Annotated in this window: 13 protein-coding genes; 5 read left to right on the plus strand and 8 right to left on the minus strand. The window is 45.0% G+C overall.

Annotated features, from left to right (window positions below; all coding sequences use genetic code 11):
- Positions 1-15: 15 nt before the first annotated feature.
- The 7 genes from MJ611_RS09480 to MJ611_RS09510 all read right to left on the minus strand — a co-directional run bounded on the left by MJ611_RS09480 (position 16) and on the right by MJ611_RS09510 (position 9734).
- Entirely contained in the window at positions 16-924 is a 909-nt protein-coding gene (locus tag MJ611_RS09480; RefSeq protein ID WP_250429493.1) for a glycosyltransferase family 2 protein, read from the minus strand.
- Entirely contained in the window at positions 921-1820 is a 900-nt protein-coding gene (locus MJ611_RS09485; RefSeq protein WP_250429494.1) for a glycosyltransferase, read from the minus strand. The genes MJ611_RS09480 and MJ611_RS09485 overlap by 4 nt, the downstream gene beginning before the upstream one ends.
- 95 nt (positions 1821-1915) lie before the next feature.
- Complete coding sequence (locus MJ611_RS09490; protein ID WP_250429495.1) at positions 1916-2728, minus strand: AAA family ATPase; 813 nt, start codon at positions 2726-2728, stop codon at positions 1916-1918.
- A gap of 6 nt (positions 2729-2734) precedes the next feature.
- Entirely contained in the window at positions 2735-4225 is a 1491-nt protein-coding gene (locus MJ611_RS09495; RefSeq protein ID WP_250429496.1) for an oligosaccharide flippase family protein, read from the minus strand.
- Positions 4226-4234: 9 nt separating this feature from the next.
- Complete coding sequence (locus tag MJ611_RS09500) at positions 4235-6064, minus strand: hypothetical protein (RefSeq protein WP_250429497.1); 1830 nt, start codon at positions 6062-6064, stop codon at positions 4235-4237.
- A gap of 170 nt (positions 6065-6234) precedes the next feature.
- The gene (locus tag MJ611_RS09505) at positions 6235-7128 is read right to left on the minus strand and encodes a ParB N-terminal domain-containing protein (RefSeq protein ID WP_250429499.1); all 894 of its coding nucleotides are present in this window, start codon (positions 7126-7128) and stop codon (positions 6235-6237) included.
- Between the two features lie 275 nt (positions 7129-7403).
- Positions 7404-9734: a GumC family protein gene (locus tag MJ611_RS09510; protein ID WP_250429501.1), complete on the minus strand. Its 2331-nt coding sequence runs from the start codon at positions 9732-9734 to the stop codon at positions 7404-7406.
- Positions 9735-11619: 1885 nt separating this feature from the next.
- On the opposite strand from MJ611_RS09510, the gene MJ611_RS09515 reads away from it, so the two are divergent.
- The 5 genes from MJ611_RS09515 (at position 11620) to MJ611_RS09530 (ending at position 18461) form a co-directional block, all read left to right on the plus strand.
- Entirely contained in the window at positions 11620-14793 is a 3174-nt protein-coding gene (locus tag MJ611_RS09515; protein WP_250429502.1) for a transglycosylase domain-containing protein, read from the plus strand.
- A 223-nt stretch (positions 14794-15016) separates the two neighbouring features.
- Positions 15017-15208: a hypothetical protein gene (locus MJ611_RS09520; RefSeq protein WP_250429504.1), complete on the plus strand. Its 192-nt coding sequence runs from the start codon at positions 15017-15019 to the stop codon at positions 15206-15208.
- A 3-nt stretch (positions 15209-15211) separates the two neighbouring features.
- Positions 15212-15355 (plus strand): hypothetical protein, encoded by a 144-nt coding sequence (locus MJ611_RS09525; RefSeq protein ID WP_250429506.1) that lies wholly within the window; start codon positions 15212-15214, stop codon positions 15353-15355.
- Positions 15346-15537: a GNAT family N-acetyltransferase gene (locus MJ611_RS20675; RefSeq protein WP_394802161.1), complete on the plus strand. Its 192-nt coding sequence runs from the start codon at positions 15346-15348 to the stop codon at positions 15535-15537. The genes MJ611_RS09525 and MJ611_RS20675 overlap by 10 nt, the downstream gene beginning before the upstream one ends.
- A 332-nt stretch (positions 15538-15869) precedes the next feature.
- The gene (locus MJ611_RS09530) at positions 15870-18461 is read left to right on the plus strand and encodes a phosphoenolpyruvate carboxylase (protein WP_250429508.1); all 2592 of its coding nucleotides are present in this window, start codon (positions 15870-15872) and stop codon (positions 18459-18461) included.
- 92 nt (positions 18462-18553) lie between these two features.
- Here the strand turns inward: MJ611_RS09530 and mnmE are convergent, their stop codons facing one another.
- A complete protein-coding gene (gene mnmE, locus MJ611_RS09535) occupies positions 18554-19933 on the minus strand; it encodes a tRNA uridine-5-carboxymethylaminomethyl(34) synthesis GTPase MnmE (protein WP_250429509.1) in 1380 nt (459 codons plus the stop codon).
- Positions 19934-20382: the final 449 nt, after the last annotated feature.

Consider the following 20382-nt stretch of genomic DNA (forward strand, 5'->3'; position numbering starts at 1 on the left):
CAGCAAATGTGTAGATCAACTCATAGCCGAAAATGGGCTCTTTAGCTTCTGGATCAGGAACATTGAAACAATCCCAAAAAAGCTGCTGACTGATTTAACACTTATTACCTCTCTGCTGAAGAGTTTCAAGCCTTTTCGGATGGCAAACAATCCCTGTCCGGCCATTAAAGCGTTAAATGAGTTTTTGTAATACATGTTCCGTGTGTAAAGCCTCGTAAACTTTTCTGTATCTATTTCACTTCCCCACTTTTTACATATCTGTCGGATACCGGCTTGCCGCTTGTGTTCATTCTGGGATGTTCTGTCAATCAGGTGCTGGTTAAAATGCACCAGCACAACAGGGATGTAAACAAAACTGAAATGATGGGCTATCCTAAACCAGTAATCCCAGTCCTGAAAGCTGATCAAACCAACATCAAAAAGGCCGCATTTTTCGAGGCACTGCCTATTGATGGTTACCATACTTGACGTGGCCGGACAGAATTTTGCCTGTGCCATACTTTCCAGCACGTTGCCAATAGTATGGTATGAAGTGCTGTGATTCTTCTTAAAGGGATTATTGTATACATATAAGCAATCTGAGAAGACCAGACCGGCATCTGGGTGCTTTTGATGTACTTTCAGATGTGTCTGTAACTTCGCTGGTAACCAGTGGTCGTCATCATCCAGAAAGGCAATTAAATCACCTGTAGCGCTAAGTATGCCGGAGTTCCTGGCTGCATTTCCACCTCTTGCTTCGCTATGATGGATGACTTTGGTTTTCAGGACTCCGGAGAAGCAACTGTCAATCGCTTCTTTATCATCCGGGTTGTCGTTAACGATGATGATCTCAAAATGCTGGTACGTTTGTTTGTGCACAGAGTCAACAGCTGCTTTTAGTAAGTCAAGCCGCTTGTAAGTAGGAATTATAACAGAGAACTTCATGATACCACCTGGTTTGGACTGAACATTTGCGCCTTGAACTTTTCAATGGCTCGTAACCCGAGCAAGTAATGCCTGATGAGCAGAATAACCACTTTGTTGTAAGGGCTTAAGAACTGCTGGGAAAAAACTATCCTGAACTCTTTTAAGCGTGGCCTTACTTCATTTAACAGATTGATGAACTCTATCAACGAGTTATTTTTTTGCGTAAAACCGGCCTGGCCGGTAGCCACCCGCTTCTCCTTTTTTATCAGTTCAGACAGGCTTAGCCTGGCAGGATGATTAACAATGACATTCTCAGCGTATTCAATTTCAAAGCCCTTCTGATAGGCAACTACTCCCCAGGTAAAGTCTCCGCCGGAAAGTAGCTGATCATTGAAAAGACCAACCTCCTCGAACACATACTTATAGGTAAAGGAGTTGGCGGTAACGCAGGTTCCTGAGTTAGTTACATAGCTCTTCTGGTTAAAGGCGTAGATTTTATCGTATAGCTCTGCTTTGGTTGGGTTATCTGTTTGGAAAAAGATGTTGATCGCCCCGCCAATTCTGGTGCAGGCGTTGTTGTTGGAGAAAACATCGACCGCATTCCTTATCCAGTGCTGGTCTGGTATACAATCAGAATCCGTGAAACCGATTATTTCTCCTTTTGCAGCTTTTATGGCAGTATTCCTTGCGGCGTAAGAGCCAAGCTTTCTTTCATGCAGTAACCGTACATTATCCGGAGCAAAAAAATCAGCAGGCATCATTCCTGCAGGATCGTTATTGACAACTAGTACCTCATACAGGTCTTTAGCATAACTCTGGTCTGCCAGTGCGTGCAGGCACAGCGAAAGTCGCTCCCAATCCTTGTATACTGGTATTATTACTGAAACATACTTCTTCATGGGGTCACTTTTCATCAGTAAAGCAATCTATCTGGGCGTTCTTTCAACTCACATTTCTCAGTAACAGGCCTGCTGGCAGGGAGCTTAAGAAGCTTTACTTTGGTCGAACCCTAATAAACTAGCTTAAGCTGCTTGTTATACTTCAGATCATCAGGCGTTACAGGCTTGCTGATAAAATCGATTATGCGATCAGCGTTTTCATCTATCGGGTTTTTGGAATCGACGTGCAGCATAGGCACCTTTTTTTCTTCCAGGTAATCGATCGCTGCGTTCAGCCTTTCCTGCCATTTCACGGTGCATTGTATCAACTCTTCTGTATTCAAAGATCTATGGTAGTCACGTACTTCACGGCGCATAAGCAACCGGCGGGCATTTTCCGCAGCATCTGTTTGTATATACACGACGGCATCAGGCAGGGGCATCACATCCAGCAACCTGCGGATCTCCAATCGTTCTTCACTGGCGGTCGTGCTTTTGTACAAGCCTCTTTCTACTATATTCACCAAGCCCATGTCTATCAGAACAGTCTTGTTATTAGGGCTTTCTCTGAGTAACTGCACTTTCTGTATCATCCTGTTCAGAAAGGCAGTTTTCTCAAATCTCAGGTCCAGCCTGTTGTTGCTACTTCGCTGCCTGTGGTATAGGTTGTTCCAGCAGGCATCAATATACTCCGAGTACTGTGCTACAAACCGGTCGCTGGCTTCCTTCGCTTGCTTAAGCTTCACAGCGTCTACATACCCTTTGCCGTACATTACAAGTTCAAACAGTATTTTAAGCTTCCCTATGACACCGGCTTCTGGCTGTTGCATCGGTTCAAGGGCAGTCTCCCAGTTAAAGGAACTCTTACTTTTAGCCTGTATTGCCTTGAATATTGTCGATTTACCAACTCCCGGGGAGCCCACCATTTCTACTATTCTCGCCATGTTGTGTTAGCTAAACTTGACCTTGTTAAACAGATAGTTAAAAGGGTCGATGATCCTGATAGGGGAGACCGTATTTAAAACCTTGTAATAATCAGTTGAGATGGTCCTGTTGATCAGGAACAGGAACACAGACATCGAGAAAATAAAGCTAAGCCCCAGGTATAGGTAGCTCGTTATGAAGTATTGCGACAGCAGGAGCAGTACGCAAAGTATAACACAATGCATGGTAAGAGTTGTGATAACTTTAAAATCGATGTTAATGGAAACACTGTCTTTGATGTAGTGATAAGCACTGATGCCTGCCAGTGATGTAGAAAGCAGCCGGGCTGCTACTATTCCCATTAACCCTACCAGGTTACCCAAGGCCAGGATAAGTCCGAACAAGGATATGGTTTCTATTAACGTAACCTTGAACCTACCCATGGATGACTTCAGTATGAAAAGTGATTTGCCTAACGCAGTTTTCCATGACACCTGGATGATAAGCCAGACAAGCAGAGCAATAGATGGGATTGTTGCAGCTTCGTAGCCTTCGCCTGCAATGACAGTTATCAGTAGGGGAGTTAAACCGATAGCTATAAAGATTGCCGGAAACAGGATGAAGCTGTTGAGGGTGATAATACTGTTTACCTTATGGTTAAAAAGGTTAATGTCGTCCTTTATCTTTGCCAGCGAAGTAGTAAGAATTTTATCCAGGGAGTGGGTAAAGGAGATCAGGAGATCATGCGGTTTTTTTGCTATGTAGTAGATAGCCATGGCTTCCGGCCCCAATATACCTGCTACAAACATTTGATCCCCTTCAGCCCTAAAGTAAATTAGGAAGTTCTCTAAATAAAATGGAATCGACTCCTTGATCAGCTTCTTGACTGGGTACAGCTTAAAATTAGAGGTAAAAAGAACGTCTTTTAAATTAGAAGTATAAATCAGGAAGTTTATAAAGTTGCTTATTACATAAGATATTATTAGCCCAATAGCACCCCATAAAAGCACAAAGATGATACCTGCAACGATTCGGATAACCCCGACAAAAAGCATACGAGCAGATTCCTGCTGGTATCGAGATAAGGACCAATACACATACCCAAAGCTTTGGTTTACCCCCCCGAAAAAGAAGCCCACTGCCATCAGCTTGATATGGAAGGAGTAATCTCTAGTTTCGAAGAAATAGAGCGAAAACCAATTAGAAAAACTGTAACACAGAATAGAGTAAAGCAATATGCCTGGTATAACAATAAACAAACTTGTTATAATGTAAGATTTGGCAAGTTCTTGCTTGTTCTTCTCCATCATGTTGGGAATATCACGAACCAGAGTTGGCAGAATCCCAAGACTAAAAATGATGAGAGAAAGTTTTTCCATCATAATGTAAAATGGAATTAGGGCAATCTCTTCTTTCACTAAATACCTCGTATAGATCATGACTGATACAATACCTAGTATTCTAATAATAGCATTAGAAGAAACCTGATGTGCTAAATCTTTTAAAGCTTTACTCATGAGGAAGTTTTACTCTATGGTAAGATTAGCAGGATGGGCCTGAACCAAGCTAAGCGGGATACTGTCCCATTTACCTATATAAGTTCCCCATACGCTGTTAAATGAACTGCTACTGATTTTAAAACTTTCTGGCAGGTCACCTTTGAACTCTTTGGGCACACCTGCTATTTCGAAGGCAGCCTCAAGACTGGCTGGTACAACCTGGTAAGACTGCAGGTACTCAAACCCCGTACAGAACAGTCTGTTATCAGGAGTTATGATGATGCTATCTGGATTGAAGTTAATATAAGCCAAGCCCCTGCAATACATCGAGTTTATGATCCCGATTATCTCCTCGTACCTGGAAGACAATACCTTTTTTTTCTCGTATTCAGATAAATGATCTAATATGTTTTCCAGATAAGGAGTAACAATATAACCATCGCCCTCTTCCAGTAACGGAGGTATGAATTCTAACTTTTTTGATAATTCTTTAGCTGCATAGAGTTCTCTTTCAAAGTAACGCTCTTTACCTGGCCTAAATGTCTTTTTTACAGCGTTAGATGTGCCATACTTGATCAATTCTACTTTTGAGATCTTATTGATTGAAAGCACCTTTTGTACTGGCCAGATCCTGCGGTAGCGCGATCTTCTTGTCTCTACTTGCTGCGCAATTAGATCTCGGTAGTCTTTCCCAAGTATATCTATATAAGACCATGCATCACGTTCATTATCTGCTGAATGTACCCCATTATAATCGCTTTTGAATAAGATTAAACTTTTGGTTTTGGCACGATAAGCATACTTTGCTTCCATGTTGTTTAAGTTGGTCATCCTGATCTGATTTTGATGAATGGCAGGATCAGGAGGCCTTGGGTGAAAATCATAAGCTACTATGAGCGCTTCAGGTTTACCGCCCGAATATTTGAAAGGACCTTTATCCCATTTGCCTCCCCGGATACGTATACTACACTCTTCTTTTTCTGCAGTATCTAACTGCCTGATGTCAAGAATGTCCATGTTATATTGATCTTCCAAAAATGACTTAAAATCATGTAGCAGACCATCTTCTACTAATTTTTCGCGGGCAACAAAAACCAGCATCTCACCACCTCTTGCATCAGAAGCCAGCGGAGTTTCTAATATAGAAAGCTCGGGTCTGTGCTCAATAAGTTTCGTCAGTGTATCGTCTGCTGGGGCATATCCTTCCTGCTTAAGCCACTCATACAAACCCGAGACAGATAGATCTACTTCTACTCTATTTTTTTGTGCCAATTCTTCTAATATGGCAGTATAACTATGCTCTACTCCACATGTTGCTGCTACACCTGTTGCAAAGCCTGATAAACCGGATCTATAACCTTTATGAAATACAGCATGATAAGCGAGTGAGGCAAAATAATGGAGGGGAGAAGGGACAAAAGCTCCTCTATACATTACCCTGGTTTTTAACAAAGTATGTGCAAGGTTTGGCTGGAAGTATGGAATGTTTCTTCGGCAGCCATTCTTGACACCACTGACTGTATATATGTCACACATGATATCGCTACCATTGTTATGGAATGTTACCAAGTCGTCTATAAGGTCTCGGTGTTCATCACTAACCAATATGTCCATATCTTCCCCTGGCGGTATTTCCGGTAAATTTTGCCACCAGCGCAAAAGCACGTAGTTCACTTTCCTTTGATGAAGAATTGAGAGGAATTCCATTCTTGTAATTCCTCTCTTTACATATACTCTTGGACTACGGTCTGAGGCAAGAAACCTGGTATGAATATAGGTATACAGCTTACTTTGGGTAATGCCTTGTTTAGTAGAACTTGGTAAATATCTGTAAGCAACAATCAAGATTCTTTTCAAGTATCTGGTAGTACTTCTGCTAAAAGTGAAGGCGCTATTTATGTTGTAAATAAGTGTCTGTTTTAGTTGCATAAAGAATGCTTTGTTTTTGGATCTAGGCATATTAGTTTTAGCGGTATTTTGCTCATTCCCATGCACCTGATATGATGAATAGCAGTATATGCCTGTTGCTACATTAGATCTAAACGCCGGGCTTTCTGTAAGCCTAGTTCTGTAAATAGAGTATCAAAAAGATGTTCTGTGAGAGTTGAAGTATAAATACCTCCACTACCTTCAGTCCACCTTTGAAGGTTACTTTTATCTATTACAGCCGGATGCCCTGGTCTGATTAGCACATCAACATTGGAGTATCCTAAAACCTTCAGCGCAGATACGCGATGGTTACCTTGAAGCAGTACAAATCTAATTCGGTCTTCATCTTTCAGGATATACCCATTTATTGGATCTGTACTTGATACTTTCGGTATGTATCCGGTCCTCTTTATGGACTCATATACCGCTATCAGACGATTAAACTCCTTTCTTCCATACTCTACTGCATGAGGGCCAAAAAGAATCCAGCCATTATGTTTTGTATTTTGCTGCAGCTGTTTTAAGCGATGCTGTACACTGTATTTATTGAGGGTCCAGACCCAGCTTACTAGCTCGTAACTGGGAGGCCAGCTACAAAAAGGGGGCAGTGGTGTTCGTACCTGATCTAGAAGTACCTCCTGTACGTTCTGAGGGGTATATTTACCGTACACCCGTGCAAGAGTAGATTCCTCATATCTCAAGACCGGATTTTCCTCATATTCCCTAAGAGTCTGGACAAACGGATGCCAGCCATCCTCTGAGTAAGAGAAACAGACCCTTGAGGTGATGGAGGTAATAGGAACGCTGAAAGGTGTAAAGTAAGGGTCGCTCTTGCTATTGCTAAAACCACTTGGCAGCCTGCGCTTGAATAATTTATATTCTTTAGCATGGCTCCAGCTGTTGCCTTCACCAACTAACTCATAGCCTAATATACGAGCCGCAAAGCGTGCATAAGGCCTCAATTTGAAGAGTGATGCTGAGGAGTTATACATAAATATGTCATATATTATGCCCTGATATTCTGAATAATTTCATTAATAAACATAAGAGTAAGGCTTCGCCCTCCTCAGTCACATTCAATAACTGGGATTAAGATTTTTTAAGAATAGTTTAGCAGGTGAGCTAAAGAACTACAGCTTTCCTCCTAAACTGGATAGTTCACATTTACTAAAGATTTGATATGAATACTTAATCTATATTAGAAAAGCTTTATAGATATTGCTGGTTACTGTCGGGATTCTTCTGTAAAATACACTTATTCAGGCACTTATCTGGTGCTTGCGTTTATACTTCTTGCTCTATATGTTTCATCTCTATACACACTAGCATGGCCATATCCATATCCGTACCCAAACTGACCACTTACAAAACCTCTAGGCTTGATTCCATTGAACACTATAGCTACATTATGTAAGGATTTTAAAACGTCATTTTGCGATAGATCCCGAACCAAGTTTTTAGGTGTATGCGCATGTCTCATCACCAAAAGTGTGACATCGCAATATTCAGAGAGTACATAAGCATCTGAGACCAAATCTATAGGTGGGGTATCTACTACTATGTAATCATAATTCTCCTCCAGGTATCCAAAAAGAGTTTTAAAATTTCCATTTAAGATTAAATCAGTGTGGTCGCCTATAGCTATGCCTGCTGGTATGACATTCAGATTCATGAATTGGGTATTTCTTATTATTGCTTCAGGTGTTTTTTCACCAAAAAGATACTCTATTATACCCTCCTGTTTGTACATATCGAAAAGCACAGAGGTGTTGGGATTTCTTACGTCAAAATCAACAAGTACCACTTTTTTTCCTGAACAAGCCAGATTATAAGCTAAGTTTGAACTTACAAAGCTCTTTCCTTCGCCAGGAATACTTGAGGTTACCATGATCTTCTTTCTGTTATCTTTACCGTAAAGCCCCATGGTAATTCTTAGCTTTCGGAATTGCTCCAAAACAGGTGTTTCTGTAGGTTCTTTAAATAAGCTTCCTTTTGCTTTTTTCGTAAGAGATAATTCGGCAACAATAGGTGCACTTACATTAGCTTCAATTTCTGATCTGAATAAAACTTTTCTGTTAGATTGTTCTTTAATTGTAACAATACAAACTCCTAAAACTAATGAAAAGATAGTAGCAAGCAGATAAAAGGTTTTAGGCTTAGGATTGGCCGGTATAGATGAGGATTCTGCCATGTCTACGATTCTGCTAACGCCCGCACTAGGGGCGTAAGAAAGTACAGTTTCTTCCCTTTTTTGTAAAAGAAAGCTATACGCGTTATTTTTAATTGTTTGTTGTCTGCTTATCTCCATTAGGTCTCTTTCCTGTTGAGGTATAGAGTTTAATACAGCCCGGTATTGGTTATTTGTAGAGATAAGGTTAGATCGGCTTGCTTGCAGAGTCGCTCTTTGGTTACGTATATTTTCTAATATACTTGGACGGATATTTTCTATCTCTTCAGTTAAAGTTATTAATAGCGGGTTGTTAGCAGCAGTTGTTAATTTTAGTTTCTGATACTCTATTTCTGAGTTGTAAAGCTTCTGCAAAAGCTGCGATAGTACTGGATCGTTTATACCTAAGGTAGAAGGTACAATGCCGGAGGTCTTATTTTTTGAAATAACATATTTTTCTACTTTGTCAAGAACTGCCAACTGTAAGTTAATTTGACTTATTTTTTGATCGTTGTTGCCGACGTTCTCTAGATATAGTTTTCCCTGCTCGCTAAGATTCACTGCACCTTTATTGGATCTGTATTCTACCACTTGACTCTCCAAATCCTCTAATTCTCTTTCAACAAGTTTTATCCGATCTTCCACAAACTCAAGGGTGTTAGTCGCTAATATATTTCTATCTTTCACAGATACCTCATTATACATTTGTATTAATGTATTTAGTATATCTTCACCCCGCTTGGGTTCCTGATCGTATAGCTTGATGTTAACAACAGTGGCGTTTTTATTTTCTGCCTTGATATTTATTTTATCCAATAATTTATTAGTTACTTTCTTAGGCTCAACTAAAGAAAAGTAGAGAACAGTTGTATTTTGGCTTGTTCTTAGCTTATTATTTACTCTTTTTTTATTAATTGTAAATTTCAGTTTACCATAAGGTGTGTTTACCCACTTACCAGTAGGATATACATTTTTGCCAACTTTGATTGTATTATAATCTTCTTCGATTGTGAAGTATAATTTTGATACTTCTTTAAGCTTATCTGGATCCTTTGCTTTAATTTTAATTGGTGATGATGTATAAGCTGAGATAGCCTTAAATTTTCCCTCTTCAAACACAGGTGCATACAGGTGCAAGTTGTGGACGACTTTCTTCATCAAGGCCCGTGAGTAAAGCACTTTTATTTCGTTTTCCACAATGTTGTTAGAAGTAAAGGCGTCTATAGATTCTGTCATCTTTGAATCATTAACTCCTTTCTTTTCATCTTTTATAATCAAAGAAGCAGACACCTCATATGAAGGAATCGCGAAGAAATGAAGATATCCCCATGTGGCAATGAAAGACATTGTCAACAATAATGCAAACAGTGGCCAAAAAGGCAGGTATTTGTATATTAAGGATAAAAAAGGATTATTTTCATGGCTTGTCATACTATATAAAGGTATATGTTATAATTCATCCAACTGATTGCAACAACTATTCTTGATCTCAGATGCCTCCCATAACTAGTATTGTTGATTTATCTTCCAATAAAGCTGTTTTTAACAGTATGGTATTTGTATCAAATCTTAGAAGTATAGACAAACCTGTTCCCTTGCCAGAAATAAAGGAATAGGTATTCAGGTATAAGTGATGGAAGTGAATATAAGGTGTAGCGAGAGCCCTAGCCTTTATGAATATGCTTAATCTACTATAAATGGAAGTACGTCTAATATGCGTTTTGATTTGTTTCAAAAATAAATAGAATAATCTGCTTAGCTGGATGGTTAATAGTTTGTGCCTGAGCATGGCAAGCTGTAGCTTTTTGATATCACATGTAGTTAAATGCCTGATGTAAGATTGGGAATCAATAGTGGTGTTGTAATTATTTGAATTTTTTGGTATAAAATTTATAAATATTATAAACTTTAAGCAAGTCTTATGTAATGGTGTCATACAATAAAATATAGGGTGGTTATAAATTATCTTATAGTGTAATTAAAATATTGTAAATAAAAATTAGATAAGTATAATTATTTGGTCTGTAAGTACAATACGCTTCTTTGACAGGAGCAGTTTCTGGAGTTAAACATTTGCTTGCTAAAGTTGTCAAAAACCGTGTGAAAAGGTGTGTGTTGATGGGTGAAGGAGTTTAAGCGATATTGTATAAAAGTACTTGTTTGAGAAAGTGCTAAGGAGTTAGTGACAGCTTTGGCAGCTCTTATTTTGAATATTTCTGTCGGATTGGTTAGTTATTTTAACTTTATATGTCTACGAATGCTAGCAATGGTTTATAACAGAATATAGGATATAAGGTAAGGTGAAAGATAAGTAGAGAAGATAGATGTGTAGTGATGCTCTGAGGTTTTCAAATAACCTGTAATATAATTGTAAGATGTAAGGATGGTAATTTTAATATTGTATGGTCATGGTTAGATGACATATGTTATAATGAGGCCTAAAGTCTCAACATGTATCATGATAATCTAACACTTCTCAGTTGTTTTAATCATCTGTATGTTCTGTCTGCTCTAAGATTATTAAGATAGCACAGCGACTACTTAGCTTTCAACTATAAAAAAGCATAATATCAAAAATTTATAGAATACTGAAATTTAGTTGCTCATATTAGTTGTTCGCGTTTAGACTACACTATGGATATGACAATCAGTGACTTTTAAATCAGATTCTTGTAGGAGGGCATGGCTTCTAATTTTCATATCATCTTTATAGCTAAGTACATTTTTTAAAGCAAAGGTAGATGTGTTCTCTTATACCAATGTATTTTCACACCAATTAAGATCTATCAATTTAATTATTCTTAAGTAATCTGCACTGTCTAATGGTAAGCTTTCTGGCTCATCAATATTGCTTTGGATAAATGAGCAAAGAAACATTGCAACATGTCGAGACTATAATTAAGGTGTAAACTAGACTTGGTTATAAATTAAGGTAAACTTAGTAAACGTACGGGTATGGTATGTCAGCAATTGATCTTTGGTGTTAAACTGACTTTTACAACATAAGTTGATGTGATGTCAGGTAAGTGCTTGTGTATGAATTAACTATCTGTAATAAAGAGTATGCCCAGAGGTATAATATTCTGAGTCTATATTAGATATATATTTGGTCTGGCCAAAAATATTTCTTTATTCTTATCCTGTATTTATCTCTGTTTCAGTCACTTTTGTCTCTGAAAAAACGTAAATAAGCTTACAAAATAATCTTATTATAGCACAAATTTACCCGGCGATGGTAGTCATTAAGTACCGTCCCACCCACACGGTCAGGAAAGAGAGAAATCGTGGGACCATCCTAAAATGGATGCTCTTTGGAATGCTCCTTCTACTACTAGGAGCTGCCATCGCTGCCGTGATCCATGAAGCCCGAACCTCAGAGTGGCAGGCACGGAAAATTTCGCGCTACGCCGCTACCTTAACCTATCAACTGGATGCCGGACCGAGCGATGCGATCGTCTTCCCTGCGCAAGGGCCTTTCGACAAGCGGCTGGGGTATGTACAGCTGCCGCAGCTACTGGCCCGGGTGCAGTCCAGGGGTATGGAAGTGGTGCAACAGTCGAAGTTTTCTCCGGCCCTGATGGCGTATACTTCCCGCGGGCTCTTTGCCCCATACCCGGAGAAAACACAGGCCGGCCTTCAGATAACGGATTACCAGGGCAACCCGGTCTACCAGTTCAGTTACCCCGGTCGCGTGTATGCCAGTTATGATGCAGTGCCCTCGCTTATAATACAAGCGCTCCTGTTTATCGAGAACCGCCAGCTGCTGGCGCCGGACAGGCCTTACATGAACCCCGCTATCGACTGGGTTCGTTTCAGCAGGGCCGCCATGCACCAGCTGGCAAAGTCCATGGGTATGCAATACCCGACAATCGGGGGCAGCACTCTGGCCACCCAGATCGAGAAGTTCCGTCATTCTCCGGAAGGCATTACCACCAGTCCGCGTGCAAAGCTGCAGCAGATGGCATCGGCCAGTGTGCGTACCTACCTGGCAGGACCGCAAACCTTGGCAACCCGGCAGGAACTGGTACTTTCTTACATCAACACCTTGCCGCTGTATGGAGCGCCGGGCTATGGGGAGGTGCACGGACTGGGAGACGGCCTGTGGGTGTGGTTTGGTTCGGAGTTTGAACAGGTAAATCATTTGTTGAGTTTGCCTGCCGCCACCGGCGATACGTTGCTGGCGCAGGGGCAGGCATTGCGGCAGGTGCTTTCGTTGTACATCGCCCAGCGCAGGCCATCTTATTTCCTGAGCGATAGGGGCCGTGCCGAGCTGAATGCATTGACGGGAAGTTACCTTCGCCTGCTGGCAGCCAATGGCCAGATCAGCCCGACTTTGCGGGATGCAGGTCTGGCACGGGAGGTAGCCTTCCGTAACTTCAGCAACAACCCGGTACTTGCACCTTCGGAAACTGACAAGGGAGCGCTGATGGTCCGCACGCACCTTTCCGGGATGCTGGGTAAGTCGCTCTACGACCTCGACCGCATGGACCTGGCCGCTACCACCAGCCTGCAGCACGACCTGCAGGAACAGGTCACGTCTTATCTTAAGCGACTGAACGATCCGAAGTATGCCCAAAAGGTAGGTCTCTTCGGAGACAAACTGCTCTCGCCAAGCCGCACAAAGCAGGTACGCTACAGCTTTACCTTGTATGAGCGCACGCCGCAGGGCAACCTGGTGCGGGTGCAGACAGATAACACCGATCAGCCCTTCGACCTGAACGAAGGCAGTAAACTGGAACTGGGCTCCACTGCCAAACTGCGGGTATTGGTAACGTACCTGGAAGTGATCGCCGAAATACACGAGCGCTATGCCGGTAAGGCAGCACCGGTTTTGCGCAGGGCACTGGCTGAGCCGCAGGACAACCTGACCCGCTGGGTGCTGCGCTACCTGCTGCAGGCAAAGGACAAAAGCCTGCCGGCTACCCTCAAGGCAGCCCTGGAGCGCCGTTACTCAGCTAATCAGAACGAACTGTTTTTTACAGGAGGCGGCATGCATACGTTCCGTAACTACGAGTATGAAGTATACGATCACAGCCCAACCGTGCACGAGGCATTTCTGAAATCGATCAACCTGCCCTTCATCCGCCTGACCCGTGACCTGGTACGCTACAGCATTCGCCAGCGCGTGGGCAATCCGGCCAGCCTGCTCGGAAACACCCACGACCCGCGCCGCCGCCAATACCTGAGCCGGTTTGCCGACCGCGAGGGACGGATGTATTTACAGCGTTTCTGGCACAAGTATAAGAACAAGACCGATAAGGAACGCCTGCATACGTTGCTGAGAAGTATGCGCCTGAACCCGGTACGGCTGGCCACCGTGCACCGCTTCCTTTACCCCGAAACAGACTCTGTGAGCTTTGAAAAGATGATGCGCAGACGTTTGCCCCATGTGCAGAAGCTTACGCACAAACGCATCATGGAGCTATACCACCAGCTAGGCCCTGGTGCCTTCAATTTGTCTGACCAGGGTTACCTGTCGCGTGTCCACCCGCTGGAACTTTGGCTGCTGGACTATACGCTGCACCACCCGAGCGCTACCTGGGCTGATGTGATCAAGGACAGCCAGAAAACCCGGCAGGAAGTATACGCCTGGCTCTACCGCACCCGCTTTAAACATGCCCGTGACTCCCGCATACGCACCATGCTCGAGCTGGACGCCTTTGCCGATATTCAGCAGCGCTGGGAGCGGCTCGGCTATCCATTTGAACAACTGGTGCCTTCGCTGGCTACAGCACTGGGCTCTTCCGGCGATCGTCCGGAAGCCCTGGCAGAGCTGATGGGCATTGTCGTGAACAATGGGGTGCGCCAGCGTACGCTCCGCATAGAGGGGCTACACTTTGCAGCACAGACACCCTACGAAACCGACTTGAAGTGGCAACCTGTGGCAGGCGAGCAGGTACTCGCTCCGGAAGTAGCTGCCCTTGTAAGGGAAACATTGCAGGAGGTGGTGGACGCCGGAACCGCTCGCCGCATACGGGGTGGCATGATCGGATCTGACGGAAAGGTGCTGCGTATGGGTGGCAAAACCGGCACCGGCGATAACCGGACTGTAACCCTGAGCACCAGGGGCCACCGCCTGGCTTCGCGTGCTGAAAACCGCACGGCTACCTTTGTGTTCTATCTCGGGGACCGACACTTTGGTACGGTGACAGCCTTTGTGCCCGGTCGAAAAGCAGCGGATTTCCATTTCACTTCCTCGCTGCCGGTTCAGGTGCTTCGAGGTATGGCACCTCTACTTATACCTTATCTGGAGCAGGAGAACGATACGCCAAAGGTTAATGTAGCAAAAGATTCCCCGGCAGGTATGCAGTACGTAGCCGCAGAAAGATCGAAGTGTCTGTACTGCCCACCAGGTATACACAACACGCCTGTGGCTCCTAAACATGTTGGAGCTTTTGGAGTTGGATCAGGGGGATTTTACAATGAGAAGAAATATACGTTGCATACCCGGGTAACATTACTTTCCGGGAAAGGCGAGCACTCAAATTGAGCAGGGCTGCTTAACTACGGATGCATTGCAAAAGAGCCCCTTTTACCCCGGAGAGTTGTACAAGTCATTCTACTTAAAAGTATCGATAGCGTAGAGCTTTCCTTGAATTTCATTGATACGTATTTAGTAATGTACGCTGGCTTCTGGACAGGGAGAACAGACCTGATCATGCTTGACGTTTTAACTGCTAATACGTGAGGGTAATATGGATAAAAAGAAGTTTTTGTGCAGGTGGGGAGACTGGGACGATCGAGCCATCAACTCCTATGAAACAAGGGAAGAGGAAGTATCAGAAGACTATTTTTCTGACCGAAACGGGTATGATACGGAAGACATTGAAGCGATTGACACCTTAGACGTTGGAGAGGAGTACGACGTATCTTCTGGAAATCAAACCATCATTCGAATAAAATAAAGAATGGATTTTAACCTGAGGCCCAAGGCTCCGGAGGACCTGGATAGCCTGGTAAAGTATGCCAACAACTACAACGTTGCCAGGAACATGGCAGATGTTTTATCCATCCTTATACCAAGGAAAATGGGAGGAACTTCATTGCCATAGCTAATCAATCAACTCCTCCACATATACTTGCAATAGAAGTTAATGGCGAGGCAGCAGGCGGTATCGGCCTACACCCGCAGCCGGACATCTACCGGAAGAATGCCGAACTGGGCTACTGGCTTGCAGAACCATACTGGGGGAACGGCATCATCTCCAGGGCTATTCCTCAGATGGTGGAGTAAGGTTTCAGTAACTGGGATGTCAGCCGCATCTTTGCCCGGCCCTTCGGGAGCAACAAAGGCTCCCAACGTGCTCTGGAAAAAGCAGGCTTTACGCTGGAAGCGCGGCTTAGCCAAACGTTTTACAAAAACGGTGAATACCAGGACGAGCTGATTTACGCCATCCGGCGCCCTGCCTGAGGCGGTGCCAGTGAGAAGGACTTTTACATGCTATAAAACGTGACTCTTTCCATCCCCTAAATTGCAATCACTCATCAACTAAATAGCCTCAGGTACTGTATAAAACAGGTTACTTCTCGTTAGCCTGAAGGTCGTTTTAATTTATACTTGAGCCTATGACTACTCCTGGTGCCTTGCGTGCTGATACCACTCTGGATGCATTCCGCATTCTGGTAGGTACGCGCTATGAAATGTATAACAGCCTGTTCTCGTCGTTGCCGTTTCATCGGGTCGAGAAAACAGGGGTGCTGCTCTCGCTGCTGGTGCTGCACTGCGAAGAAGGCTATCAGCGCCACCAGAGTCCGCAGGAGATCATCCAAAGCTTCTTCGCCCAGTACACCCACTACCGCACCGAACAGGAGCAGAACGATCTGCTTTTCCGTTTTGTGCAGTATGCAGAACGGCAGGTGGTGTTGTTTGACGCGCTAGAGGAGGCAGCCTTCCGGGAGACCCACGATATGCACGGTATGGGCACGCTGAAACAGCTTAGCGCCATGGTGCTGCAGGAGAAGGCAGAAGCGCAACTGGCTGGGAAACTGCAGGATTTTGCAGTGAGACTGGTACTAACGGCTCACCCGACGCAGTTTTACCCGAGTAATGTGCTGGGCATTATCAACGACCTCTCGCAGGCCTTAGCTACAGACAATACTTCTTTAGCACATTCTTACCTGCGGCAGCTAGGCAAAACGCCTTTTTTCAAAAAAGAAAAGCCTACCCCTTACGAGGAAGCAGTCAGCCTGATCTGGTTCCTGGAAAATATATTTTACCATGCTGCCGGCAACGTGATCTCTTACTTGACGGCGCAGTTTCCGGAGGCAATTCGCCCGGGCTTCAAGGTGATCCGGATGGGCTTCTGGCCCGGAGGGGACCGGGACGGCAACCCCTTTGTGAAGGCAGGCACCACACTACAGGTGGCAGACGCTTTGCGGAGCGCGCTAATCCGGGCCTACTACCAGGATGTGCGCACGCTCAGGCGACGGCTGACTTTTAAAGGAGTAGAGAATTTAGTCAAAGAGCTGGAGACGAGGCTGTACAACAACCTGTTTGTGCCTGGCTACAAGCTGGACCTCAAACAGGAGGATATCCTAAACCCGCTGCGGGAAATAAGAAGGCTGCTGCTGGAAGAACATAACAGCCTGTTCTTAAACCTGGTAGAGGCACTGATCCTGAAAGTAGAGCTCTTCGGGCTGTTCTTCGCTTCCTTGGATGTCCGGCAGGATTCTTCGGTACACACGCAACTATACGAGGAGTTATCGCAGCGAACGGATCTGCTGCCAAAGGACTATGCGCAACTGCCGGAAAGTGAGAAGATAAATGCCCTGCTCAGTCTCAGGCAAAGTATAAATCCGGAGTTGTTCAAAGATGACGAACTGCTGCAGGATACGATACAAACAGTAGCAGCTATCCGGACAATACAGGAGCGTAATGGCGAGGAGGGCTGCCACCGCTACATTATCAGCCACTGCACCAGCGCCCTGAATGTGCTGGAAGTTTATACGTTGTTCCGGCTGGGAGGCTGGCAAAATGAAGCAGTAAGTATCGATATTGTTCCTCTGTTTGAAACCATTACGGACCTGCAAAATGCGGCGGATGTGATGCGGGAGCTTTATGAGCTTCAGGTGTACAGAGACCACCTGAACCAGCGCAGCAATATGCAGACGATCATGCTCGGCTTCTCGGATGGCACCAAAGACGGTGGCTACCTGATGGCGAACTGGAGTATCTACAAAGCGAAAGAGGCGCTGACGAAGGTAAGCCAAGAGTATGGCATAGAAGTGATCTTTTTTGACGGCAGGGGAGGTCCACCGGCACGTGGTGGAGGCAAAACGCAGCAATTTTACGCCTCGCTTGGCAACAACATTGCCAACAAGGAAATTCAGCTCACCATTCAGGGGCAGACGGTCAGCTCTAATTTCGGCTCCGTGGACGCTGCCCAATTCAACCTGGAGCAACTACTGCACGCCGGCCTCGGCAACACGTTGTTCGACCGCAAAGTACCCACCTTGACAGAGGATGAAAATCAACTGCTGCAGGAACTGGCCGAGGAAAGCTACACCGCCTATACCGAGCTGAAGAACCACCCGGTTTTCCTGGAATACCTGAATTATGTGAGTCCACTGCGCTACTACGGGGAAGCTAATATCGGCAGCCGCCCTTCCAAGCGCAAAGCCGGCAAACTGAACCTGGACGACCTGCGTGCCGTGCCCTACGTGGGCTCCTGGAGTCAGCTGAAACAGAACCTGCCCGGCTACTATGGCGTGGGCAAAGCGCTGGAGACACTTCATCAGAGAGGCCGGTGGCCAGAGTTGCAGGAACTCTACAAGCGCTCACTATACTTTAAAACTTTGCTGGATAATTGTGAAATGGCCATGAAAAAGTGCTTCTTCCCGGTAACGGCCTATTTGGCAGATCATCCGAAGTATGGTTCGCTCTGGAAGCAGATCTATGAAGAGTTTGAACGGACCAAGAAGTATGTTTTGCTGCTCGCAGAGGCGACGAGCTTAATGGCAGATAAGCCGCTGGACGAGCTCTCCATTAATTTGCGGCAGCGCATCGAGTTGCCCCTGATCACGATCCAGCAATACGCCCTTGCCCGTATCCGGAGTCTGGAAGAGCAGGACCCGCAGCACCCGGGCAAGCAGGTATACGAAAAAATGGTAGTGCGCTGCTCCTTCGGTATCATCAATGCGGAAAGGAATTCGGCGTAGAGAGATGGAGGTAGATAAGTAGAGAGATGGAGGTAGATAATGAAATAAGCCGCCTCAGGTGGATGCGGCTTATTTCATTATCTATCTAATTTTTACTTTCCGATGCAGAACTTCGTAAAAATATTATCCAGCAGATCATCCGTAGTGATCTCGCCTGTAATTTCACCCAAGCTATAAAGCGCGCGGCGGATATCGGCGGCAACTAAATCGCCGCTCATACCCAGGCCGAGGCCGTTGAGCACATCATCCAGCGCTGCGTAGGTCTTGTTCAGGCTGTCGACGTGGCGCAGATTCGTCACGATGGTCTGCTGCTGGGTGTTGAGTTTGCCCAAGTTCACTTTTTCTACCAACGCCTGCTTCAGGTCATCCAGGTTAGCGCCTTCGGCTGCAGCGATCTGCACCATCCCATCTATACTTGCAAAGGCAGCAAGTACTGCAGGAGAGGCCTGATCTATCTTATTTGCCACCGGCAGTAGCGGCAGCTTCTTCGGGTTTAATCTTTCTAGCTCTGCCTGTACTTCTTCCGGGGTGGCGTCGGTTACATCAAACAGGTAGATAATGAGAGACGACTGGCTCAGCTTCTGCATGGTTCGTTCCACACCAATGGCCTCTACCTTGTCGGTGGTCTCGCGCAGACCTGCCGTGTCGATGAAGCGGAAGGTAATGCCTTCTATGTTAATCTCGTCCTCAATAAAATCGCGCGTGGTACCCGGCACATCCGATACGATGGCTTTCTCTTCGTTTAGTAACTGGTTGAGTAGGGTAGACTTACCTGCATTCGGCTTACCTACAATCACCGTTGGCACGCCGTTCTTGATCACGTTGCCTAGTTCAAACGACTTCAGCAGGTCGCGGATAATGCGCTGTATGTTCAAAATGAGGGTGCGTAGTTGGTCACGGTCGGCAAACTCTACGTCTTCTTCGCCAAAGTCCAGTTCCAGTTCGATCATAGAGGCAAAGTGCACCAGTTCGGCCCGAAGTCGCTTGATATCCTTTGAAAAGCCGCCGCGCATTTGTTTCATGGCCACTTCATGGGAGAGAGCTGAATCGGAGGCGATCAGATCGGCTACGGCCTCGGCCTGTGCCAGGTCGAACTGACCGTTCAGGAAAGCGCGCTTTGTAAACTCACCGGCATTAGCCAGACGGGTCCCCTTTTGCAGGAGCAGCCTGATAATTTGCTGCACAATAAAGTCGGAGCCGTGGCAGGAGATCTCCACCACATTCTCCTTGGTGTAAGAATGTGGCGCTATGAACAGCGACACCAGTACCTCGTCAATGATCTTTCCTTCGTCGCGGATGGTGCCGAAGTGTATGGTATGGCTGGCTTGCTTTGTCAGGTCCTTGCCCCTGAAGACTGTATTGGTAATGCTTATTGCCTCCGGACCGGACAAGCGGATGACAGCAATGGCTCCTACTCCAGGTGCAGTGGCTACTGCTACAATCGTATCGTTTGTGGTGAGGTTATGTATCAAGGTAATAAAGGCTTATTTTCAATCCGAGTACAAAGGTACAATAAGTTAGGGAGGTTTTGAAGGAGAGGCTTTTAGTAGCAAGTTTTGATATGATTGTTTCTTGAGAGTATGTAAACAACTGCCTTTGCTGCGTAGTTGCTTCTGTTCCTCAGTCTTACTCACCTATAGCTTCATATTTACTTTTGGAGCGCTCACGGCCGCGGGGCCTCGTCCTCGGGCATCGCGCTGTCTAGCTTTCCTGCCTAACGGCTGCCACTGTCGTGGCACCGGAAACCCAGAAGGCGCTCAACCCAAGGACTGGAAACGATACTACTTAGCTTGCCTATATGCAACTAGCACCATTGTAGGGACAGGTCGCGACCTGTCCGCACTATACCAGCAGCAATGAAACTCATACTTCAAAGTATAGTAACAGCCAGTAAAGCTCCCCTCCTTAGTTAAGGAGGGGC

The organism is Pontibacter ruber, assembly GCF_023630205.1.
Lineage (GTDB): Bacteria > Bacteroidota > Bacteroidia > Cytophagales > Hymenobacteraceae > Pontibacter > Pontibacter ruber.